Source organism: Spirosoma sp. KCTC 42546 (genome assembly GCF_006965485.1).
In the GTDB taxonomy this organism is placed as follows: domain Bacteria; phylum Bacteroidota; class Bacteroidia; order Cytophagales; family Spirosomataceae; genus Spirosoma.
Map to the genome: position 1 here is coordinate 4,442,879 of NZ_CP041360.1, position 24,176 is coordinate 4,467,054.

Here is a 24,176-nt window from a genome sequence, read left to right on the forward strand (position 1 = left end):
GGCTTTTGGCGTATACTTTCTTGAACCAACTCCTGTACCGACGCATGGCATGACTTTTTACGATTGATATTTATCCAACTATCCAATTCGTACGTACCCATGCGACGTTCTTTATCGTTCGCGACGCTGACCCACGTCGCCCTACTTGGCTTTAGCCTTTTTGGTTGCCAAACCGATAGTAGTGTAGAGCCTACAAGTGTTGACTGTCTGGTTAAGGCCTCGTCTACCAACGGGACGGCCATTGCCGGTTCTTACATTGTTACCTATCGACCCGCGCTATCAACTTCCTCGTCTTCCAACGCCCGCCTTGCCAGCACCGACGCCCAGGTGGAGCAGTTTCTTACCGATGCCCAGGTCACTAATGCACAGGCGGAAGTGCTAGCAACCGGGGATCAAACCAGTTTTCTGGCTCAGCTAACCGAACGTGAGTCAGAAAAGCTAAAGCAGGACCCATCGGTTTTGCTCATAGAGCCTGATCAGATTATGTCGATGTGTAATTGTGTCGACGTTACAACGACAACCACGTTGCCCTGGAATATTAGTCAAACTGGCTACGGTCGGGGCGATTTACAAACGACAAAAACAGCCTGGATCATCGATACAGGTATAGACCTCGATCACCCCGATCTGAATGTAGATGTCACCCGAAGTAAATCATTCGTTAGTGGTACGACCTCGGCCGACGACGAAAATGGACACGGCACGCACGTAGCGGGTATTATTGGGGCCAAAAACAACAGCATCGGCGTAACCGGCATTGCCTCGGGGGCAACGCTGGTTTCGTTAAGGGTTCTGGATGATGAAGGTGAAGGTCGGCTGTCTGGAATTATTCAGGCCATCAATTACGTCCGACAGAATGGAAAAGCGGGCGATGTGGTCAATCTGAGTCTGGGTGGCGAAAGTACGTCAACGACACTCGATCAGGCAATCACCCAAGCGGCCAACGCGGGCATTTTATTCGCCATTGCGGCAGGCAACGACAGCAAAAACGCCGATAATTATTCGCCCTCACACGTCAATCATGCCAATGTGTTTACGGTTTCAGCGATGGACAGCAAAAACCAGTTCGCATCATTTTCCAACTTTGGCAGCAGTGTCGACGTTTGTGCCTATGGTGTTCGTATTACATCGACTTACATGGGTGGAAAGTATGCCACCTTGAGCGGTACCTCTATGGCAGCTCCGCATGTAGCCGGTTTATTGTTTATCCGTGGAAACACCTTCCCCAAACACGGTACGGTTACCGGCGATACCGACGGAACGCCTGATCCGATGGCAGGTGAGTAAAAGGTTCAGACCAGTAGATTCTTCTGATTCCTTGCATCTTTCCTGATCCCTAACGTATCTTTGTGGCACGTTCAGGCCAGTCTATACGTTGCTGACCTGAATCCGATTGAAAACATGCGGCACGCTGACGTGCCGTTTTTCATAAATAAAATACTCCATTAACTCGATAGGCATTATACTGTATGAGTCAACAGATAGCCTCTACCGCCAATTCGGCAGACACTTCACTAAGTCTGGCAGAGCCAGGAATCGACCTTAATGGACTGACGATCAGCCTTCAGGGAGACAACGCTGCGAAACAGGCCGATGCGATACGGGCCGCATTCCCAACGGCTACTGTGCAAACGGGCTTATCCCGGCCACTTCTCCGACGCAGGAATCGCACAGAAATTGCCATTTATGTTTTTTCTGCCCTCGCGCTGATGGTTGTCGGGCATCTGTTATTCAGCTATTTCACGCTGGATCGGCTGACGGTTATGGCTAGTTCCATTGACCTAACGCCCCAGATTTTCTACTTCATTCTGGCCGGATTTGTTGCCCAAATGATCGATGGAGCATTGGGCATGGCCTATGGCGTAACGGCTACTACATTCCTGACAAGCGTGGGCATCAGTCCCTTATTCGCTACTGCCAGCGTACACAGTTCCGAAATTTTCACCTCGGGGGTATCGGGTTACATGCACCTGAAGTTTGGCAATGTTAACAGCCGGTTGTTTAAGATTGTCCTGATTCCTGGCGTTATAGGCGCTGCGTTAGGTGCCTTTCTGATTACAAAATTGGCCGACATGGAAGTGGTTGCCAATTACTTATCACCGGCTATCTCTGTTTACACGGCCATTCTGGGTATTTTGATTCTGAAAAAAGCGCTGGCGAAACAAACGAAGAAAAAACCCGTTCGCCAGATTGGTCTGCTGGCCTGGTTCGGAGGTTTTGTCGATGCCATTGGCGGAGGTGGCTGGGGCCCCATTGTGAATTCTACGCTTATTGCGTCGGGCCGTCATCCACGCTACACAATTGGGTCGGTTAATCTGGCCGAATTTTTCGTTTCGTTTGCCAGCTCTGTTGTGTTCGCCCTCTATGCCGGATTGGATAATTATGGCATGGTGATCCTGGGTCTGATTCTGGGTGGCATGATTGCTGCCCCTATTGCTGCCCGGTTGGCACAAAAACTACCTGTCAAGACCATGATGATTTTGGTCGGAATTGTCGTTATTCTCGTAAGTTTGCGGAAGATTATCAAGTTCTTTTAGTGTCTGGGCCAAGTTCCTGCTTGGCCCGTGAAAATTGACAGGCCAGGCAGGAGCTTGGCCCAGACAGCATGCAAAAACAAACCAAAGCCATCCGTACCCAGGCGCAGCAATCGCAAAACCGCGAACACTCTGTTCCCCTGTATCTGACATCCAGTTTTACCTTCGAAAACGCTGAGCAGGGAAAAGCCTTGTTTGAAGAAACGGAAGAGGGTAACATTTATTCACGCTTCTCGAACCCCAACGTAACAGAGTTCGTCGAGAAGGTCTGCATGTTGGAAAATGCCGAAGACGGCATCGCAACAGGAACGGGCATGGCTGCCGTATTTGCCAGCATGGCTGCGTTGCTAAAATCGGGCGATCACCTGGTTGCCTGCCGGGCATTATTTGGCTCAGCACACCAGATTATTACGCAGATTCTGAGCAAGTGGGGTATTACGCATACCTATGTCGATGCAACCGCCACCGAAGCCGAATGGGAAGCCGCTATGCAGCCCAACACGCGCATGGTCTACCTGGAAACACCTTCCAACCCTGGTTTGGAACTGGTTGATCTGAAAATGCTGGCTCGTCTGAAAGCGAAATATGGATTCATCCTGAACGTAGACAATTGTTTCGCTACACCGATCTTACAAACTCCAATCGACTTTGGAGCTGATTTATCGGTGCATTCGGCCACGAAGTATATGGATGGACAGGGTCGGGTATTGGGCGGTATCGTAGTCGGTCGTGCCGATTTGATCCAGCCAATCCGGTTCTTTGCCCGGCATACCGGCCCATCGTTGTCGCCGTTCAATGCCTGGATCTTATCGAAAAGCCTGGAAACTCTGGACCTCCGCATGGAGCGCCATTGTCGCAATGCCTTGCAATTGGCCGAAGCGCTGGATGGGCACGCAGACGTTGAGCGTGTATTGTATCCGTTCCTTCCCTCTCATCCACAATATGATCTGGCTAAACGGCAGATGAGTGCGGGCGGTGCCATCGTCACCATTGAACTGGAAGGCGGTTTCGAACGCGTAAAAGCCTTCTTCGATGCACTGACAATTCCTACCCTTTCCTCAAATCTGGGCGATTCCCGTACTATCGTGACCAACCCAAACACAACGACCCATGCCAAATTGAAACCTGATGAGAAAGCCGCATTAGGTATTACGCCAGGCCTGATTCGGATTTCGGTTGGACTGGAAGCCATCGAGGATTTGATTGAGGATTTCACGCAGGCCGTCGAGAAATCAGCAGAAGCCATTAAAGAAAAGGTAGCCTAAGTAACAGCGTTTCACCCAGGCTCATCAATCAGGTAATTGACGAGTCAAACGAGGTCGTTTTCGGTGGGTCTACGAGTTCGCCGATTTGTCGGGGCAACACTTTTTACTTTCAGAAGTTTCTGTCCAGCCTTGATGCAATGAACTGATTCGGTCCGAGAAGTTTTTAGTACAATAAAGCCCTGAAGATGCCATGAAAACACTGACGCTCAATGTTCCCGACACATTAGACCCAACCGAAGCTCGTTGGGAAATGGCCCGTGCGCTCTATGAAAAAGGCAGTTTAACCCTGGAACAGGCTGCTTCTCTGGCTGAACTGGCCCCGACGTATTTTAAAATGCGATTGGCAGGTATACTGACAGGAGTAAATCTATCAACAAGCAACTTACCTACTCAACCTTTCGATCCCGAACGAATTAGGAAAATTGCAGAAAAAATGGACATACAGGAATCTTGGGAAGAACTGGTGGCAATGATTGGCAAATGATTTATTTCTTTGATACAAATATTGTTTTGGCTTATGTGCGACAAACGAAGATCGTAGATGCCATCGCGGATATTTTAAATTTGACCGATAATAATCATGTCCAAATTTCAGTAGTCACTGCTGGCGAGCTTTGGTCAATTGCACAGCAAAATAATTGGGATAGATCCAAACGAGCCATACTACAGGACTTGCTGAATAGTTATATTCGGATAAATATAGCTGATAATGAGCTGATTCAGCGGTACGCTGACATTGATGCGTTTAGTCAGAATAAATTAGCGGATCGATCATTGGGTACATCGGCCCGAAATATGGGCAAAAATGACTTATGGATTGCAGCATCAGCATCATTGGCCGGAGCTACCCTCATAACAACAGATAAAGACTTCGATCATCTGCACGGTCAGTATTTAGAAGTCGTCTGGCTTGATCCTAGTACGTATAAATAATACCCCAATGTTCCTACGCCCCGCCTTTTACAGTATCTTACTCTTACTGGCTCACTTGGCCAGTGCGCAGAGCCCTAAAAAACCACTTCGGGTGGGTATAGCGGGGATGGCTCATGATCATGTACATGGCATTCTGAATAAAGCGTTCCGGCAAGCGGGGCAAACAGACATCGAAATTGTAGGCATCGCCGAACCGAATCGTGCCCTGGCCGAACGACTCGCCAAGCAGCATGGGTTTAGTATGAGCTTAGTCTATCCAACTGTTGCTGAAATGCTCGACAAAACCAAACCCGAAGCCGTAACAGACTTTGGTCCGATTGTCGATCATAAGAAAACGGTAGCTATTTGTGCGCCCCGCAGTATTCATGTCATGGTCGAAAAACCACTGGCTACGACCTTTGCCGATGCAAAACAGATGGCTGCGCTGGCAAAAAAACACAATATTCAACTCCTGACGAACTACGAGACCACCTGGTACGGCAGCAATCATAAAGCCTATGCGATTACCAATACCGACAAGTCAATTGGCGATGTACGGAAGATTGTTGTGCATGACGGGCACGAAGGGCCCAAAGAAATTGGCGTAAGCAATGAATTCCTGAGTTGGCTCACCGATCCGGTTACCAATGGAGCCGGGGCCTTATTCGATTTTGGCTGCTATGGAGCCAATCTCTCAACCTGGCTTATGCATAATGAGCGGCCGATTTCGGTAATGGCCGTAACCCAGCAAATCAAGCCTGACATTTATCCAAAAGTGGACGACGAAGGAACAATCATTCTAACGTATCCGAAAACGCAGACCATCATTCAGGGATCGTGGAACTGGCCATTTGGTCGTAAGGATATGGAAGTGTACGGTCAAACGGGGTATGTATTTACGGTAGATGGTTCGCGTATGCGCATACGCCTTAAGGGTGATAAAAGTGAAAAAGCGGCTGAAGCTCCGCAAACCGAGGCTCCTGCTACTGACCCATTTGCCTACTTTGCCAGACTGCTACACGGCGAAACTAAACCCGATGAATTAACGTCATTAGAAAATAATATCATCGTCATGGAGATTCTGGACGCTGCCCGGCAGTCGGCCAAAACCGGCAAGGCGGTAAACTTAAAATAGTCATTTGCTATGCGTCATCCAATGGTCATTCGCTATACGTCATTTGACAATTAATGACTAATGATGACAACTTAATGACAATAAATGACCACCACAATATGATTGCCGAACCAACTTACACTCTCGAAAGCCTGACCGAACAACTGAACGGTCTGAGTAATGTCGAAGCGCTTCGGACGCTGGCTGAATTATTTCCCGGTGAGGTCGTTTTTTCGACCAGCCTGGGCTACGAAGATCAGGTTATCACCGACTTAATCCTGGCGAATAATATACCAATCAAGATTTTTACACTCGATACGGGTCGGATGTTTTCCGAAACCTATTCGGTCTGGAAAAAAACCAACGATCGGTACGGTGCCAAAATTGAAGCGTATTTTCCTGATGCGCAGGCCATTGAAAAACTGATGACCACCAAAGGTCCATACAGTTTCTATGATTCCGTTGAAAACCGGAAAGAATGTTGCGGCATTCGAAAGGTTGAGCCGCTCAATCGGGCACTGAAGGGTCAGAAAATCTGGATCACGGGCATCCGCGCTGAGCAGTCGGCCAATCGCCAGAGCATGCCCCAACTTGAGCGGGATGACGCTCACGATCTCTTTAAATTTCACCCCTTAATGGACTGGACATTCGAAGAGGTAAAACAGTATATAAAAGACCATCACGTACCCTACAATCCGCTCCACGATCGCGGCTTTGTAAGCATTGGTTGCCAGCCCTGCACGCGTGCCATTCAGGAAGGCGAAGATTTCCGGGCCGGGCGCTGGTGGTGGGAAGACAACTCCAAGAAGGAGTGCGGTTTGCATAGCCGCGAGGAAGCCTTTAAAGCGTAAATTAGTCGTCATTTACTTCGTGTCATTATTGGTCATTCAGTAATCATTTTTTGTTTTAAAGCTCTATAATAAAATGACTATTGAATGCCAATGAATGGCTGCCAAATGACGATAATAATATGGGACTAAACGATTTGCAGATTTACCAGTTGGCGATGACCCTAGGAGAGCAAGTTTGGTTCGTGGTAAATAAGTGGGATTACTTTGCAAAAGATACTGTTGGAAAACAGGTAGTCCGATCGGTCGACTCCGTAGCTGCCAATATCAGCGAAGGCTTTGGGCGCTATCACTATAAAGAAAATATTAACTTTTGTTACATCGCTCGTGGTTCATTACTTGAAACTCGAACCTGGTTAGATAAAGCAAGAAGGCGGTCGTTAGTTGGTGACGATCAATATAATCAGTTTGACAAAGACATTAATACGTTAGGTGTCAAGCTAAACAATTACCTAAAAACACTAGGTAAAAAAGCTAGCGATTCGGGTTATAAAGCTGAAGAACCCGGCATTTTTTACGAAAATAGTCAGATGAGTATTGATTGGGACAAAGTTTTCCAAACACATAACGACGAAAAATGACCGTCAATGACCATCTAATGACCACTAAATGACTATGAATTATTTAGATCAGCTCGAATCCGAAGCCATCCACATCATGCGGGAGGTTGCCGGTCAATTTGAGCGGCCTGCGCTCCTTTTTTCGGGCGGCAAAGATTCCATTACGCTCGTGCATCTGGCGCTGAAAGCGTTTCGTCCGGGTAAATTTCCGTTTCCCCTCGTGCATATCGACACGGGCCACAACTTTCAGGAAGCGCTCGACTACCGCGATAATCTGGCTGAGCGGATTGGCGAAAAACTCATTGTTCGCTATGTTGAAGATACAATTCGCGAGAAGAAACTGAAGGAGCCAACGGGCCGGAATGCGACCCGGAATGGCCTGCAAACATTCACGTTGCTGGATACGATCGAAGAGTTTGAATTCGATGCCTGTATTGGGGGTGCCCGTCGGGATGAAGAAAAAGCGCGGGCCAAAGAACGGGTATTTTCGGTGCGGGATGAATTCGGTTCCTGGGACCCAAAACGCCAGCGCCCTGAACTTTGGAATCTCTATAACGGCCGGATTCACAAAGGCGAAAACGTTCGCGTATTTCCCATCTCGAACTGGACCGAACTCGACGTTTGGAATTATATCCGTCGTGAGAAAATAGCACTGCCCAGCATCTATTTTGCCCACGACCGTGAACTACTCATTCGTGACGGCAAGCTGATGGCCACTGCTGGGGGCGTTATCAAACCCGAAGCCGACGATCAGTTGGTAACACGCCGGGTACGGTTCCGTACCGTTGGTGACATTTCCTGCACAGCTGCCTCAGAATCGACCGCCGAAACCCTCGACGCCGTCATTGACGAAATTCAGGCGACACGCATCTCTGAACGGGGCGAGACCCGCATGGACGACCAGCTTAGCGAAGCTGCTATGGAAGACCGCAAGAAGGGCGGGTATTTTTGAATAATGTAAAATGAACAATGAATAATGATTGGATATAACACTATCCATTTTACCGCACGGGCGGCCCCAATTATTCATCATACATTCACTAAATGGATCTCCTTAGATTTATAACAGCCGGTTCGGTTGACGACGGCAAAAGCACGCTTATCGGGCGGCTTCTTTACGATTCCAAATCCATCCTGGCCGATCAGCTTGAAGCCATTGAACGCGCCAGTAAAAGCCGTGACGATGGTGAAATTGACCTCGCGTTACTTACAGATGGCTTACGTTCAGAACGTGAACAGGGCATTACGATCGACGTAGCCTATCGCTATTTCCAGACGCCAGCTCGTAAGTTCATCATTGTGGATGCGCCCGGCCATATTCAATATACCCGCAACATGGTAACGGGTGCGTCGAATTGCCAGTTAGCCATTGTACTAGTCGATGCGCGGCATGGTGTGGCCGAACAAACCCGTCGGCATTCGTTGATTGCGTCGCTTTTGGGAATCCCTCACATTGTGGTGGCTGTTAACAAAATGGACTTGGTTGGCTATTCGCAGGATGTGTTCACGGATATCTGCATTAACTACGCGGACTTAGCCAAAAACCTGAATGTCAAGCACGTAACCTATATTCCGATGAGCGCGCTCAATGGCGATAACGTTGTTGATCGGTCGGAGTCAATGCCATGGTATGATGGACAGACATTGCTGGAGCATCTGGAAACAGTCTTGATCGACGATGATGTGAATCTAACCCAGGCTCGCTTTCCTGTGCAGTATGTCATTCGGCCGCAAACCGCAGAGTTACACGACTACCGGGGCTACGCTGGTAAAATTACCAGTGGCCAGTTCCGGAAGGGCGATGCTATAACGGTATTCCCGTCGGGCGAAACCTCAACTATCGACGCCATTGAAATCGCCGAAACGCATCTGGAGGAAGCCACAACACCCATGTCGGTTGTACTGCACCTGGCAACAGATGTAGACATTAGTCGGGGAGATCTGATTGTTCGCTCGGACAGCCAGCCGCTTAGCAGTCAAACAGTTGAAGCGATGCTTTGCTGGATGGATTCCAAGGAGTTCAAAGTGGGTAGTAAGTACGTATTACAGGTTGGCACCTTCCGAACCCGTTGCTCAGTTCGTGAGATATCGTATCAACTGAACGTAAATACCTACGAACAGATTGAGGGAGTTGAACAATTGCGGCTAAATGATCTGGCCAAAGTCGTTCTACGGACTGCACAGCCAATCAGTTTCGATCCTTATACAACCAATCGTGCGTCGGGTGGTGCGATCCTTATCGACGAAACATCCAACGTAACGGTAGGTGCGTTGATGCTGGTTGGCGAAGCGTAAAGCGATAATTCTTCATATACAGAAACGCCCCAGAGAGCAATCGCTGGGGCGTTTTGTTTGTTGTAAAAGTAGCGTTTACATTTTCTCTAAAACCCGTTCCATCGAAACCTCTTGCCCAATTTTGGCTTTCAGTTCACTGATCGGAATGCGAATTTGCTCGGTTGTGTCGCGGTAACGAATTGTCACGGTATCGTCTTCCAGCGTTTGGTAATCGACCGCAATACAGAAGGGTGTACCAATTAAATCCTGCCGGGTGTAGCGCTTACCAATAGCATCCCGCTCTTCATACACCACCCGGAACTCCGAACGGAGGCTCTTCACGATTTCCTCTGCTTTTTCGGGCAAACCATCTTTACGAACCAGTGGGAACACAGCGGCTTTCACAGGAGCCAGGGCGGGGTGCAGTTTCAAGTATGTGCGCTCTTTCTGTTGATCGCCCTCTCCCACTGTTTCTTTCGTAAAGGCATTGCAGAATACGGCCAAAAACAAACGGTCGGCCCCTACAGATGTTTCAACTACATAAGGAATGTAGTTACCGTACGGCTTACCCGTTGCTTCGTCGATGTCGTTGTCGAAGTACTGCTGTTTTTTACGGCTCAGTTCCTGATGGGCTTTCAGATCGAAATCGGTGCGGGAGTGAATACCTTCCATTTCGCGAAAGCCAAACGGAAATTGATACTCGATATCCACAGCGGCATTGGCGTAGTGAGCCAGTTTCTCGTGGATGTGGAATTTGAGTTTTTCAGCGGGCAAACCAACCGCCTGGTGGAACTTCATCCGGGCATCGCGCCAGGTTTCGTACCACTTCATTTCGGTGCCAGGACGTACGAAAAACTGCATTTCCATTTGCTCGAACTCACGCATCCGGAATGTAAACTGACGGGCAACGATCTCGTTCCGGAATGCTTTCCCGATCTGAGCAATCCCAAACGGAATCTTCATCCGGCCCGTTTTCTGCACGTTCAGAAAGTTAACGAAAATACCCTGTGCCGTTTCTGGACGCAGGTAAATCAGGCTGGCGTCTTCAGCTAACGAACCAACCTGAGTCGAGAACATGAGGTTAAACTGACGGACTTCGGTCCAGTTATCCGTACCGGAAACAGGATCTTTAATGCCTTCGGCAATGATTAAATTCCGTACCCCTTCGAGATCGTTTTCGCCGAGCAAACGACCCATTTCCTGCAACAAGGCAGTACTTTTAGCTTCGTCGCCCGCGTTGGCATAGGCTTCGGCTTTCAATTCCAGGAGTTGGTCGGCACGGTAGCGCTTCTTGGAATCCTTGTTGTCGATCATCGGATCGTTGAACGAATCCACGTGACCCGACGCTTTCCACGTCAGTGGGTGCATGAAGATCGACGCATCAATGCCCACAACATTGTCGTGGAGTTGCGTCATGGCCTTCCACCACAGCGTTTTGAGGTTATTTTTGAGTTCAACGCCATTCTGTCCATAGTCATACACAGCCTGTAGACCATCGTAGATTTCGGAGGATGGGAATACGAAGCCATATTCTTTGGCGTGGGCGATAATGTCTTGTAAAGTAGTAGCCGGGGAAATTTTCTGCTCTGTCATAATCAGTTACTGATACCGCAAAGATAGCGTTTACGCCGAAAATCCCTTCGCGATCGTACTTTACCAATTACACGATAAACGTGAATTCGGGATTAACTTGATTAGGAGTTCTGCATAGTATCTCAAAGAAACTCTACTCTCAATCGCAAACCTGCCCATTTTTTCCGTACCTTTGCGGGAAATTTGTCTGGCACACAATGGCATCGTTTAATCCAGTTAAGATTTTTTCAGGAAGTCAGTCTACTTACTTAGCTGAAAAAATTGCACATTATTACGGAAAAGACTTAGGTGGGTATACTTGCCGACGGTTTAGCGATGGTGAAATGTCGCCTAGTTTTGAGGAGTCCGTACGGGGTTGTGATGTATTTTTGATTCAGTCCACTCCCCCACCCGCCGATAATCTACTGGAACTGTTACTGATGGTCGATGCCGCCCGTCGAGCATCTGCCCACTATGTTACGGTTGTCATTCCTTATTTCGGGTACGCCCGGCAGGACCGGAAAGACAAACCCCGCGTGTCGATTGCCGCTAAGCTAGTTGCAAACATGCTGGCCGCTTCGAAAGCTGATCGTCTGATGACGCTTGACTTGCACGCCGGACAAATTCAGGGCTTTTTCGACTTTCCAGTCGACCACCTGGAAGGTACGTCGGTTTTCGTACCCTATATCAAAAGCCTGAATTTAGATAATCTGGTAATTGCCTCACCGGATGTAGGGGGTGCCAACCGAGCCCGCGTGTTCGCGAAACACTTCAATGCCGATATCGTGCTGTGTGATAAGCACCGTAAACGAGCCAATGAAATTGCCTCTATGCAAGTCATTGGCGATGTTGAAGGCGCCAACGTCGTGCTGGTCGATGATTTGATTGACACGGGGGGCACCATGGCGAAAGCGGCCCAAATTATTATGGACAAAGGCGCTCAATCCGTACGCGCCGTTTGTACGCACCCGATCATGTCGGGCAAAGCGCACGAAAACATTGCGAATTCTGTGTTGGATGAGTTGGTAGTATCTGACACCCTGCCTTTAAAGCAGACCAACGAAAAAATCAGAGTATTGTCTGTGGCGGAGTTATTTGCCAAAGCCATTGGCCGTATTCGAGACCATGAATCTATTAGTTCACTGTTTATAAAATACTAAAGAGCGGACTTAAAGAGTGAAAGAATGAAAGAGCGAAAGAGTGGAAAAGCGAAAGCAATAATCACTCATTCACCCTTTCGCTCTTTCGCTCTTTATCCTGCTCTTTCACTCTTTTAATTTTTAAGTCATGAAAAAAATCGAGATTGTAGGGTATCAACGAGCGAATCTCGGCCGCACGGAATCACAAGCGATTCGGGCCGAGGGCAATGTTCCGTGTGTGTTATACGGTGGTAATGAGCAGGTGCATTTTTATGCGCCAGCGATTCTATTCCGCGACTTAGTTTACACGCCCAATATTTTTGAAGTAGCGCTTAATATTGAAGGCACTGAGTACCGGGCTATTCTTCAGGAAACCCAATTCCATCCAGTTAGTGACGTGCTTATGCACGCCGACTTCCTGCTGGTGACGGACAAAAAGCCTGTTAAAATTGCTGTTCCTGTTCGGTTGATTGGTACAGCTCCAGGCGTACAAAAAGGTGGTAAACTGGTAACGCGCGTTCGGAAACTGCGCGTGAAAGGTAATGTCGAAAACATTCCTGATTTCATTGATGTAGATGTATCGGGCCTTGAACTGGGCAAATCTGTTCGGGTTGGTCAGATCTCGGTAAAAAACGTTGAAGTGCTTGAGCAGGCGTCAAACCCAGTAGCTAGCATCGAAATTCCACGTGCACTTCGTGGAACGGTTTCTGCCAAATAAATCCGGCATATTGCCAACTATTTACACTAATAGATGCACAAAAAATGCCCTACCAGAATCTGGTAGGGCATTTTCGTTAATAAGCTTATTTATGGTCTCGAAACATAGGGGTGTATTAGGAAATTATATTTAGTTCAGTAATAAGATGCGTTATAAGATGATCTGATGTCGACTAAAAGTAACCAGTCCAAGTGAAAAGCGAATTCTGGTAATAGTTGAGGTTTCGATGGAAACCATTTTACCCAAGTAGTAGTGCTTTTACTACACCGCGTTTGACTAGTAGCACCAAGCTCTGCGTTGATTTAGGAAGAGCAATCGAACTGACCAATTCCCTAAATAAGTAGTGTATTAGAAACCACTTTGATTGTTTAGGGTGTAATCGCCAGATACATTCAGATAAAGCTCGTCAACAGCTCTTTGTATAACGGGAGAAACCCCAACCTGAACTTAAAAGCGGTCAAATAGCGATCACCACTTAGCCTTAAAAACCAAGCATTCAGCCACTTAGGAAAAAGCTTGCAATGTATCTTGAACAAATAATTAGTTGAAAAGTGGCTTAAGATCAGCACATACCCTCCCCATTGAAAAGAGAAATAGGCTTTGGCACAAATTAATTCTCGATTCTGTAACTGGAAAGTACCCTCATTTCACATTGATAATCGCTAAACAGATATCACTGCTAGCACTGCCAGTGCTTCTGTTGATCCCCAAACAGGCTCTTAAATGCGGTTAATCACCTATACGTTGTACGCTTGTCTGGGCTATAACTACCGTTAACTCATTTCGCTAAATTAATATAGGAAATCATTTTATACATATGTTACTTTACACTATTCATTAAATAATATACAAAAAAATGACTTACTTCACCTTGAACATTAAATTGTTTTAGTTTAATGACGTTGCATTTTTATAGTCATTATAAAAAAAAGGTGTATTTATAGTGCCGATTTAGAGTGGATTTAACCTAAAACTTAACTTAATAATTCTAAACTATGGCAGAAACAATGTACTTTACTATAGCTGGTGAAATGCCAAAAATAGCACAACCCTCAGACAGTACATGCTGGGCAGCAGTTGGAACGATGATGGTTTCTTGGCGAGATCAAGTATCATATTCGATTGAAACTGCAATAGATAACCTTGGTTCTGATTTTCGATATTTATTTGACAATAATTTATCATTAATGCCAGATAGAAATGAGGATTTTGCAACCGCTACCGGCATGAAATTTAATTGGCCCAGGTGTGAAACACCAGAGAGCATCTTACAATTATTGCAGAATTATGGGCCATTACTAGTCATTGATGATGAAACCCCTGATTCAATAAATTTTCTCAGACATGCGCGTATAATTATAGGTATAGATGGCGAAAGTACGCCATCAAAAATCTATCTATCTATTATTAACCCAGACGGTGGCTTTACGCAAGATGAATTATTTGAAACATTTACAGCCAAATATGAATCGTTGGCTGATGATAGTCGGTATAAAGTGCAAATGATGCACTATTGATATCTAAATTTTATAAACCCCTAACTAATTACAATTATGGCACTTTTTGATACAGAAAACCTAATGAAAGGAACATTAGGTAAATTAAATGAAATAATTACAGGTGGAGATGAAAACACGCAAGCAAATATCAATAATTTCATTTCATGGTGTACGCCAGGAATTCCATTCACAAGCGAAGATTTTAATTTTCTAACAAAAGGTTTGTCAGGATCAACTGGTGAAGAAACAAGAAGTTTAATTAAAAATGCTGCCCTTTTTTCGATGTTCATAGACTTAGTACCAGATCCAACTGCTATTTATAAAACAGATCAAGGTCAGACTCTTGACAGAAATAGTCAAGAAAGGTTATCCAAAATATATGAAAACATACTACAATTCGCCAAAATATCAAACCTTGAACCGACTGAATCAGAAAGAATAAAGATAGAAAAATTCAGAAACCTTCTGTCTAAAACGATAGAGGTTCCTGATTTAGTAGATGATACAAAAAAAAGCTATCGTATTGAGTATGGGCCGGTTAAACAACTCTATAATCAATACGAAAAAGCCTATAACGACGCATTATATCTGTACAATAATGCTAGAATATCGGCATTGACTGCTGCAAATTCAGAAGCAGTCTTAAATTTCATGTTAAATGGTCCAATTCTATTAGCTAATGTAAATAGTGCAAACGATGAGTGGGAGGCTAATGGATATAAATCAACAGTAAATGATATGGAAACATATATTTCCCAAGTTACTAATCGAAGTATGTCTATTTGGTTTTCTCATTTAAAAGATATCTTTAATATAGCTTCAAATAATTTAGATCCAACAACAGGTCAGAAGTTTTGCCCTAGTTTTTTATACCCTTCTAGTTTTGTTAATAACCCAGATTGGCCCGCTTTTAATTTCCACGAATCTGAATGTGAAACGCATTCGAGCAAAAGCTCAAATGCCTGGGGTGGTAGCGCTAGTCTTAATTTAGGATTGTGGAGATTTGGGGCAAATGCGGGTGTTCAAAACGAGAAAGAAAACCAATCTTTTCAATCATCAACCTATAAAATGTCTTTTAAAATTGCCATGGTTAAAATCCTTAGGCCCTGGCTTGGCTCAGAATTATTTTCATGCGGAGGATGGAACTTAGAGCCTGGAACTTGGCAGTTTGGTAGTTGTCAATTGTCAGATGGAGGTAATCCTCCAATTGGCAACTTTATCGCCTATTCGACGCACGCTATTTTCGTAAAAGATTTGGTTGTAGAATTTGACAAGTCTTCGTGGGAAAGTAGTTCATTAAAAAAATCTATTAATGCTGGTGGTAATGTAGGATGGGGGCCTTTTAACTTAGGGGGTTCTTACAAGAAAAATGAAGAGACTCATGATTTTAAAGCCCAAGACACAGGCTCAGGATTTAGCTGTGAAGGCATGCAATTAATTGGGTTTATAAATAGAAAAGTTGGAAAAACCCCTAACCCCTCTCCTAATGCTAAGTTTGATAACTAGTACAATAAACACTACTAAAATTCAGCTCAAATGGAAGAAATTGACAGAACCTTAATCGCTTGTATTTTAGAAACCATTTACCAATCAGATGACACTTTTTTAAGTCATCTGATTGGGCCAACTCCATTTGAAGTATATGACAAAAAGCACATTGCCGATTTAATAAACCCCGCAGCAACTATTGGTACTTTGAATAGAACCTCTGATTTTTCAAGATTAATCCACCAAATACCAACGCGCAAAATATTTGAGATTCATGATAGTTTGATGTGGGAAAATTATAGCTTACTATTCAATAAAGCAATATTAGCTAAAGACAAAGAAGGTGGAAAAAAGGTAGGGGAATGTATGCCTGATAATCTAAAAAAGAAGTATGAGGAATTTTATAAACCTATACGAAATGAACTATATGACCAATTGACAGCCTACAATAAAGCATATAGCGAGAACAAAGATGACAAAATTTGGAAACAAGAGTTCATGCCAAAACTGATTTCAGCTATAGAAGAAACTCAAAGAAAATGGATTAATGAAGGGTTTAAGATCGAAATAGAAGAATTTATTGACACACAAATAGCTGACAATGTATTATCATACAGCTCTTTGTGGTCTAAATGGAAAGGCAAATTTAGTGAATTCTTATCGTTAAATGCCGATTTAAAAAGTGCAGGTTCTTGCTTTGCTACTTTCTATGTTGATTTTGATGAGCTCAATCAGGAGGAGAAGTGGCAAAAAAAATCATTTACACATGATTCAATCACTTCAGTCCTATTAAAGAACCCTTTTGATGAGATGACGGAAGACCTAACAAATTATGCCAAGGACGTTGAACTCTTTGAGATCAGTTATATTAGGCTTAATATTGAACGAATATGGCTTATTCCGCAAGTTTTTGAATCTAGATTCTGGAAAATGAGCCCTAACTTTAGCGACGAAATTGTATCTGGCGAAAAGTTTACGGGCACAATCCCCACTTACATAAAAGATGTAATTTTCATCAAAAGACTTTCGAAACAGATTAGAAAATCCTTTATTGAAGATGCTTTAGAAGGTCTTGGGAAACCCTTGGAGTGGGTTTTCAACAAATTCTCAAAAAAACAATCAACTAACAAGGTAGATGAAAACTTTTATTTAGCAGCTATGAATTGTAAGTTAATAACTAAATGTCCTAATCCTGATCCTAATTTAAACTGGACTTGATTAAACCCAAAATTAGAATTTATTAATGTAACTAATTCATGCATCCATTTAATTGAATACACTTACATGTCAAGACAAGCACGTTTGGGGGTTTTAATGTTAGGAATAATAATAGCCATTATGAGCACTTTGGTATATTTTTACCTTATACCTAAACCAAAATTAATTATTAAAGCACCAACGGCTGATACCTGTTTCACTGATCAACCAATCATAATTTCCTGGGATTATAGAGGGTATAAAGGGAAAGTTGATTTATTTTTTATTGATGACTCAACTAATGAAGTTTTAAAAAAAATGGGCAGTAAAGAGAATAACTCTCAGGGTGATACACAATTTGAGTGGAAAGCTTCAGACTTTAAAAGTCTTGAAAACAAAACAGGAAAAATAAAGATAATTGGTGGTGTCACTGAAATATCAGAAAATAAATTCTTAATATTTACAAAAAAAATTCAAAAACCAATTACAAAAGAAGCATTATACCTCTTATCTACCTTTGAGAATGATGGCAAAAAATTCAAAATTACAGCATTTGATGAATCTGCTATTCAACCTATTTCGGGTGGCATTGTGTATTTAAATGAAACACCTATTGGTGTTGTTGGGGAATCCATTAATACAACTAGTATTAATGTAAGGGCTACGTCAAAAAATCAGAAGACTTGCGATGGAAAAAAAGAAGATGGCAATGACTGCCAGAGAATTGAGTCTTTTACAACATTTATTGGAAATGAGATTAATGTAAGAGTTAAAGGCTATAAAATATCTAAAACAATACCTATTGAGACTTTCTTAAACTCTCCTTTAAATGACGATTGTAAATGTTCAACTGTTGAAAATAAATATAATTTAAAAATTACCCTAAAGAATATCACAAATTACCATTTAGAAGTGCTTAACAGTGTTCCAGTCCCAGAAATAGTTCAAGAAAAAATAGACAGGAAAGTTCCTGAAAAAGTTTTAAGGATGAATAATAATTTTGAAGTAAATAAGTTTAATAGAGAAATAATTAAGTCAGGTAGGGTTATGCCTCATATTGTCGAATAACTGCCCTGGCAGGCTATGCCTATAACCTGGCTACACTAGTTGCGTTCTAAATGGTGGCTTCAAGTGGGCTATCTAAACAATTACTTTTTTCGTTACAAGGTTAGTCTAAAATCAGAGTTTCATACCCCGCAGCCGCAGGCTATTACTTACAACTGATACCGAACTCAATGCCATAGCGGCTCCGGCTATCATCGGATTTAATAAGAATCCAAACGAAGGATACAGTAGGCCAGCAGCAATAGGAATACCGATAATATTGTAGATAAAAGCCCAGAACAAATTCTGCCGAATAACCCGGACGGTTTGTTTCGACAATTGCAGGGCTTGGGGTATACTGTTCAAATCGGATGTAATCAGCGTCATACGGGCTACGTCCATCGCAATGTCTGAACCTTTACCCATGGCAATACTTACATCGGCCTGAGCCATTGCCTGCGAGTCGTTAATACCATCACCAACCATGGCGACTATCTTTCCTGTAGTTTGTAACTCGTTCACAAAATTGGCTTTATCAGCAGGCATCATGTTGGCATTATAGTAGTCCACTCCTACCTGCTTCGCTACAGAAGCGGCCGTTTGGGCATTATCGCCCGTCAACATATATACGTCAATACCCCGACTTTGTAAGGTATCAATCGCCTTCTTCGAACTAGGCTTAATAGGATCGGCTATTGCAATTGTGGCTAACACTTCTGCTTGCTTCTCATCAACCCTACGCTTTGCAAAAAACACAACCGTTTTGGCCTGGCTCTGTAGTTTAGAAGCTTGTTGAATTTGTGTTTCAGACAATTCAATTTGGTTCTCTTCCAGCAGACTCTGATTACCAACAAAATACGTTTCACTTTGGTAGTGGGCCTTCACACCTCGCCCCGTTACACTTTCAAAAGAATCTACTAGTACTGATTTCGTATCGGTCAGCTTCAGTGTGACAGCCTCCGCCAGTGGATGCTCCGACAGTGATTCCAACGTATATAATACGCGCTGAAGCATAGGAAGTTCATCTTCAGAAGCTGTCCAATATAAATCGGTTACGACGGGTTTACCCTCAGTAATGGTACCCGTTTTATCTAAGATAAGGGCATTTACCCGATGGGCGACTTCGAGGCTCTCGGCATCTTTAATTAGGATATTATGTTCAGCTCCCTTGCCAATACCCACCATAATAGCGGTTGGTGTTGCCAATCCCAATGCACAGGGACAGGCGATGACCAGTACCGTTACAGAGGTCAGCAGGGCCGTTGTAAACGGATCGGCTTCAGGAGCCAGGTACTGTCCAAATACCATCCAGACCACAAATGTCAAGAGCGCAATGCCAAGAACTACCGGAACGAAGATGCCTGCAATCCGATCAACCAGCTGTTGCACGGGGGCCTTGCTCCCTTGGGCATCCTGCACCATGCGAATGATTTGCGCCAGGAGCGTGTCGGCACCTACTTTTTCGGCCCGAAACCGGAAACTCCCTTTCTGGTTAATCGTTCCGGCAAAAACGGTTGTACCTGCCAGTTTTTCAACCGGCAGAGGCTCTCCGCTTATCATACTTTCATCGACATACGACTGCCCCAACTCAACCCGACCATCAACCGGAATTTTCTCGCCAGGGCGAACGACCAGTAGCTGACCGACCTGCACTGACGAAATTGGCACCTCCCGTTCGGTATCACCCTCAACTAGACGAACCGTTTTGGGTTGCAAACCCATCAGTTTTTTGATGGCTGAAGAAGTCGTTGATTTAGCCCGTTCCTCAAGTACTTTTCCCAACAAAATAAAGGCAACCACTACCGAGGCCGCTTCAAAATACACATGCGGGTGCTGGCCACGGTGATGCCAGAATTCAGGATAAACCGTATTGAATGCACTGAACAAAAACGCAATACCCGTGCTGAGCGCTACTAACGTGTCCATGTTTGCGCGTGCATGAAGAGCCTGCTTCCAAGCATTGACAAAAAATGAACGTCCTAAGCCAAACACTACGGCTGCCGACAGGAACATCATCAGGTAATTGGCGTAAGAAGTCCACTTCACACCGTTGGGCTGATCCATGAAAAACATACCGATCACAACAATTGGCAGCGACAGAACCAAAGCCCAGATTGTCCGTTGCTTTAGCTGTTTATAGTGTCGTTGCTGAGCTTCTGCCTGCACCTGCTGTGGATCGGCCTGGGTCGGGTCTTCCGACTCGATAACGATATCATATCCAATAGCACGTACCGCGTTTTGCAGGTCAACCACGGTAACGGCCTTTGGATCGAACTGTACCCAGGCAGATTGATTGGCGTAGTTTACCCCCGCATCGCTAACCCCTGGCGTACTTTTCAGAATTGATTCGACGCTGACCGCACAGGCGGCACAGCTCATTTCCAGTACCGGAAAGGTTTTCCGAATTTCAGCGTTCCTGACTATGTCGTTTCCTGGGCTTGTCTTAATTGGGTTGGTTGTCATGGCTATAGCTGGCTGTTAGTTCAGCGGCTCTGCTTTATAGCCCGCTTTTTCAATTGCCTGCTTAACAACTGCGGCATTGCTGGCCTCGGCAGTCAGTATTTTATCAGGAGCTTGCGTATCAACCTGCCAGTGTCCTTCGCCAACCGCTTCGTTTAAAAAGGGAGTAACCGCAGCGATGCAGCCGCCACATTTAATATTGGTTTTGAATTTTAAGGTTTCCATTCGTTTAATTGTTCTGAGTTCGTTTTTAGGATAACAGAATTTACCCAACAAAGGTCACATATATGCCCGTTGGAATGATTATACAATTGCGGGTGGGTCGTATAAAATTAATCCTATTCATGGCCCCATGTTTTAACCCACTTTTAACAACAGATTAAGCCTAATTTAAGTCGCAAAAAGGACTTTTGCCGCTGTACCATTATCTGCGCAGTTCCGCCACCGGCATGAATAAGTTCATAAAGAGTATCTTGTCTTTCTCGCTTAAGAACAAGTTTTTCATTTTTTTCCTGACAGCACTATCTGTTGTAGCGGGTGTCATAAGTTATCAGAATACACCCATAGAAGCCTTTCCTGATGTTACCAATACACAAATTACGCTCATCACCCAATGGCCAGGTCGATCGGCGGAGGAAGTTGAAAAATTTGTCACTATTCCCATTGAGATTGGCCTGAACTCCGTTCAAAAACGAACCGATATTCGCTCGACGTCCCTGTTTGGCCTGTCAGTTATAAAAGTTCTGTTTGATGATGGGGTAGATGATGCTTTTGCCCGCCAGCAGGTTAATAACCTGCTTAGTGGAGTCGAACTACCCGAAGGCATACGACCCGATGTACAGCCTCCTTATGGGCCGACTGGTGAGATTTTCCGATATACGCTTCAATCTCCAACCCGTACAGCCCGCGAACTGAAAACCATTCAGGATTGGGTGATTGACCGCCAGTTGAAAAGTGTACCGGGCGTAGCTGATGTTGTTAGTTTCGGGGGCGAAGTCAAAACCTATGAGATTTCTGTAGATCCTCGCCGATTGATGGACTATAATATCACTCCACTTCAGTTGTACCAGGCGGTAGCCAACTCCAATGTGAACGTAGGGGGTGATGTTATTGAGAAAAACTCTGAGGCTTATGTAGTTCGCGGCATTGGCTTACTACGAAATCAACAGGATATTCAGAATATTACGATCAGGAACATTAAGGGCACTCCCATTATGGTGCGCAACGTAGCGCAGGTTTCCGAATCGGCCTTACCCCGACTTGGACAAGCTGGTCGGGATCGAAAAGATGATGTTGTCGAGTGTATCGTCGTGATGCGTAAGGGAGAAAATCCCAGCGAAGTAATTGAACGGGTAAAAGACAAAATCAACGATCTGAACAACAACATCTTACCGTCTGATGTTCAGATCAACACGTTCTACAACCGCGAAACGCTCATTAATTTCGCAACGCATACGGTCACGCACAACCTGATCGAAGGCATTATTTTCGTAACGGTCATTGTCTTTATTTTTATGGCCGACTGGCGTACCACGGTCACCGTATCTATTGTTATCCCGCTAGCCTTACTGTTTGCCTTTATCTGTCTGCGACTTAAGGGCATGTCGGCTAACCTGCTATCAATGGGTGCTATTGACTTCGGTATCATTGTCGATGGCGCGGTGGTGATGGTGGAGGGAATTTTCGTGACACTCGATGAGATGGCTCATAAAGAAGGGATGGCGAAATTCAATAAGCTGGCCAAATTGGGAATTCTTCGAAAAACGGGAACGGAAATGGGCAAGGCTATTTTCTTCTCCAAACTAATTATCATCACTTGTTTGGTCCCTATATTCTCGTTCCAGAAAGTAGAAGGTAAAATGTTTTCACCCTTAGCCTGGACATTGGGGTTTGCGCTGCTTGGCGCGTTAATTTTCACATTGACACTTGTACCCGTGTTGGCCAGTATTCTGCTCAAGAAGAATGTCCGCGAGAAACACAATCCGTTCGTTAACGTCGTGACCAAATACGCTACCCAGGCATTTGGCTTTACGTTCGCTCACAAAAAAATGAGCTTGCTCGTTACGGCAATTATTGTGGCTGTTGGATTGTCAGGATTTAGCTTATTGGGCACGGAGTTTTTACCCGAATTGAACGAAGGGTCGATCTATGTACGGGCCACGATGCCCATGAGTATTTCGTTACCTGAATCGGTAAAGCAAACCGTACAAATGCGTCATATTTTCGATCAGTTTCCCGAAGTGAAAGGGGTTATTTCTCAGACAGGGCGACCAAATGATGGCACTGACCCGACTGGCTTCTACAACATCGAATTCCTGGTGGACATTTACCCACAGGACGATTGGAAAAGTAAACTCACCAAGGAGGAGTTAATTGATAAGATGCAGGAAAAGCTAGCCGTTTTTCCTGGCGTGAACTTCAACTTTTCACAACCCATTATGGACAACGTTGAAGAAGCTGTTTCAGGGGTAAAAGGCTCTATTGCCGTTAAAATATACGGCCCTGATCAAACGGTTCTGGAGACTAAAGCGGGGGAGATTCAGAAGCAATTAGCCACCGTACAGGGTATTGAAGACTTGGGGGTTATTCGTACTACGGGCCAACCCGAAATGCGGATCGAATTAGATGAACGAAAACTAGCTTTATACGGCGTCAATAAAGCAGATGCAGAAGCCGTAATTGAAATGGCCATTGGTGGTAAAGCCGCCACGCAGATTTATGAAGGCGAACGGAAGTTCGATCTACGAATTCGTTACGACCAACCCTTTCGATCTAATGAACAACAAATCAGCCAGTTAATGGTTCCAACAGAAACTGGAAGCATGATTCCGATTAAGGAAATAGCGAATGTGTACACCCAAATGGGCCCAGTACTGATTTTCCGTGAAGCCAGCCAGCGCTATGGAGCCGTAAAGTTCTCCGTTCGGGGCCGTGATATGGGGAGTGCCGTTGCCGAAGCCCAACAGAAGGTACTCGAACACGTAAAACTGCCATCCGGCTATACGGTTAAGTGGGCAGGTGATTTTGAGAACCAGCAGCGGGCTACGGCTCGTTTAGCCCAGGTAGTACCCATTAGTTTACTGGCTATTTTCTTTATTCTGTTTGTCTTGTTTGGCAACGTTAAAGATGCGGGCCTTGTGCTGTTCAACGTACCATTCGCTATTATTGGTGGCATTGCGGCCTTGTTGATTACCCATGTTAACTTCAGCATCTCGGCAGGTATCGGATTCATCGCCCTGTTTGGAATTTGTATTCAAAATGGTGTAATTTTGATCTCGGTTTTTAAGAAGAACCTGCGTAACAGTTTACTGCTCAACGACGCTATCCGGGAAGGGGTTATCTCGCGTATTCGACCTGTAGTGATGACAGCCATGATGGCAGGCATTGGTCTAATTCCAGCAGCCGTTTCGCACGGTATAGGCTCCGAAACGGCCAAGCCATTAGCCATCGTTGTTATTGGTGGATTAATCACGGCGACCTTGCTAACCTTGTTCATTTTCCCGCTAATTTTCTATGCCTTTTACCGGCAAAAATTAGATGATAATTAAGATT

The 24,176-nt window shown here is 44.8% G+C and carries 20 protein-coding genes; 17 read left to right on the forward strand and 3 right to left on the reverse strand.

Annotated features, from left to right (window positions below):
• Positions 1-99: 99 nt before the first annotated feature.
• From EXU85_RS18145 to EXU85_RS18190, 10 genes are all read left to right on the forward strand, one after another.
• Entirely contained in the window at positions 100-1,287 is a 1,188-nt protein-coding gene (locus EXU85_RS18145; protein ID WP_142773442.1) for a S8 family peptidase, read from the forward strand.
• A 182-nt stretch (positions 1,288-1,469) separates the two neighbouring features.
• The gene (locus EXU85_RS18150; RefSeq protein WP_142773443.1) at positions 1,470-2,537 is read left to right on the forward strand and encodes a sulfite exporter TauE/SafE family protein; all 1,068 of its coding nucleotides are present in this window, start codon (positions 1,470-1,472) and stop codon (positions 2,535-2,537) included.
• A 68-nt stretch (positions 2,538-2,605) separates the two neighbouring features.
• On the forward strand, positions 2,606-3,799 hold the full coding sequence (locus EXU85_RS18155; protein ID WP_142773444.1) for a PLP-dependent aspartate aminotransferase family protein: 1,194 nt from the start codon (positions 2,606-2,608) through the stop codon (positions 3,797-3,799).
• Between the two features lie 190 nt (positions 3,800-3,989).
• On the forward strand, positions 3,990-4,283 hold the full coding sequence (locus EXU85_RS18160) for a hypothetical protein (RefSeq protein WP_142773445.1): 294 nt from the start codon (positions 3,990-3,992) through the stop codon (positions 4,281-4,283).
• Entirely contained in the window at positions 4,280-4,732 is a 453-nt protein-coding gene (locus EXU85_RS18165) for a type II toxin-antitoxin system VapC family toxin (protein WP_142773446.1), read from the forward strand. The genes EXU85_RS18160 and EXU85_RS18165 overlap by 4 nt, the downstream gene beginning before the upstream one ends.
• Before the next feature lie 7 nt (positions 4,733-4,739).
• Positions 4,740-5,846 (forward strand): Gfo/Idh/MocA family protein, encoded by a 1,107-nt coding sequence (locus EXU85_RS18170; RefSeq protein ID WP_142773447.1) that lies wholly within the window; start codon positions 4,740-4,742, stop codon positions 5,844-5,846.
• Between the two features lie 98 nt (positions 5,847-5,944).
• Positions 5,945-6,676, forward strand: coding sequence for a phosphoadenylyl-sulfate reductase (locus EXU85_RS18175; protein ID WP_142776754.1), 732 nt, complete (start codon positions 5,945-5,947; stop codon positions 6,674-6,676).
• A gap of 80 nt (positions 6,677-6,756) precedes the next feature.
• Positions 6,757-7,254: a four helix bundle protein gene (locus tag EXU85_RS18180; RefSeq protein ID WP_246859144.1), complete on the forward strand. Its 498-nt coding sequence runs from the start codon at positions 6,757-6,759 to the stop codon at positions 7,252-7,254.
• A gap of 34 nt (positions 7,255-7,288) precedes the next feature.
• Entirely contained in the window at positions 7,289-8,185 is an 897-nt protein-coding gene (cysD, locus tag EXU85_RS18185) for a sulfate adenylyltransferase subunit CysD (protein WP_168207817.1), read from the forward strand.
• A 92-nt stretch (positions 8,186-8,277) separates the two neighbouring features.
• Positions 8,278-9,528 carry a sulfate adenylyltransferase subunit 1 gene (locus EXU85_RS18190; protein ID WP_142773449.1) on the forward strand — a complete coding sequence of 417 codons (1,251 nt, stop codon included), beginning with the start codon at positions 8,278-8,280 and terminating at the stop codon, positions 9,526-9,528.
• A 75-nt stretch (positions 9,529-9,603) separates the two neighbouring features.
• Here the strand turns inward: EXU85_RS18190 and EXU85_RS18195 are convergent, their stop codons facing one another.
• Positions 9,604-11,100, reverse strand: coding sequence for a glycine--tRNA ligase (locus tag EXU85_RS18195; RefSeq protein ID WP_142773450.1), 1,497 nt, complete (start codon positions 11,098-11,100; stop codon positions 9,604-9,606).
• 197 nt (positions 11,101-11,297) lie between these two features.
• Between EXU85_RS18195 and EXU85_RS18200 the strand changes: the two genes are divergently transcribed.
• The 6 genes from EXU85_RS18200 to EXU85_RS18225 all read left to right on the forward strand — a co-directional run bounded on the left by EXU85_RS18200 (position 11,298) and on the right by EXU85_RS18225 (position 18,188).
• On the forward strand, positions 11,298-12,239 hold the full coding sequence (locus EXU85_RS18200; protein WP_142773451.1) for a ribose-phosphate pyrophosphokinase: 942 nt from the start codon (positions 11,298-11,300) through the stop codon (positions 12,237-12,239).
• Between the two features lie 127 nt (positions 12,240-12,366).
• Positions 12,367-12,936 (forward strand): 50S ribosomal protein L25/general stress protein Ctc, encoded by a 570-nt coding sequence (locus EXU85_RS18205; RefSeq protein WP_142773452.1) that lies wholly within the window; start codon positions 12,367-12,369, stop codon positions 12,934-12,936.
• A gap of 995 nt (positions 12,937-13,931) precedes the next feature.
• Positions 13,932-14,453 carry a papain-like cysteine protease family protein gene (locus tag EXU85_RS18210; RefSeq protein WP_142773453.1) on the forward strand — a complete coding sequence of 174 codons (522 nt, stop codon included), beginning with the start codon at positions 13,932-13,934 and terminating at the stop codon, positions 14,451-14,453.
• Positions 14,454-14,489: 36 nt separating this feature from the next.
• Entirely contained in the window at positions 14,490-15,941 is a 1,452-nt protein-coding gene (locus EXU85_RS18215; protein WP_142773454.1) for a hypothetical protein, read from the forward strand.
• Positions 15,942-15,971: 30 nt separating this feature from the next.
• Positions 15,972-17,141, forward strand: coding sequence for a hypothetical protein (locus EXU85_RS18220; RefSeq protein ID WP_142773455.1), 1,170 nt, complete (start codon positions 15,972-15,974; stop codon positions 17,139-17,141).
• Between the two features lie 66 nt (positions 17,142-17,207).
• Positions 17,208-18,188 carry a hypothetical protein gene (locus EXU85_RS18225; RefSeq protein ID WP_142773456.1) on the forward strand — a complete coding sequence of 327 codons (981 nt, stop codon included), beginning with the start codon at positions 17,208-17,210 and terminating at the stop codon, positions 18,186-18,188.
• Between the two features lie 111 nt (positions 18,189-18,299).
• On the opposite strand, the gene EXU85_RS18230 is transcribed toward EXU85_RS18225, so the two are convergent.
• Both EXU85_RS18230 and EXU85_RS18235 read right to left on the reverse strand, forming a co-directional pair.
• Entirely contained in the window at positions 18,300-20,627 is a 2,328-nt protein-coding gene (locus EXU85_RS18230) for a cation-translocating P-type ATPase (RefSeq protein ID WP_142773457.1), read from the reverse strand.
• Between the two features lie 15 nt (positions 20,628-20,642).
• The gene (locus EXU85_RS18235; protein ID WP_142773458.1) at positions 20,643-20,849 is read right to left on the reverse strand and encodes a heavy-metal-associated domain-containing protein; all 207 of its coding nucleotides are present in this window, start codon (positions 20,847-20,849) and stop codon (positions 20,643-20,645) included.
• Positions 20,850-21,073: 224 nt separating this feature from the next.
• Between EXU85_RS18235 and EXU85_RS18240 the strand changes: the two genes are divergently transcribed.
• Positions 21,074-24,172 (forward strand): efflux RND transporter permease subunit, encoded by a 3,099-nt coding sequence (locus tag EXU85_RS18240; protein WP_142773459.1) that lies wholly within the window; start codon positions 21,074-21,076, stop codon positions 24,170-24,172.
• Positions 24,173-24,176 lie beyond the last annotated feature (4 nt).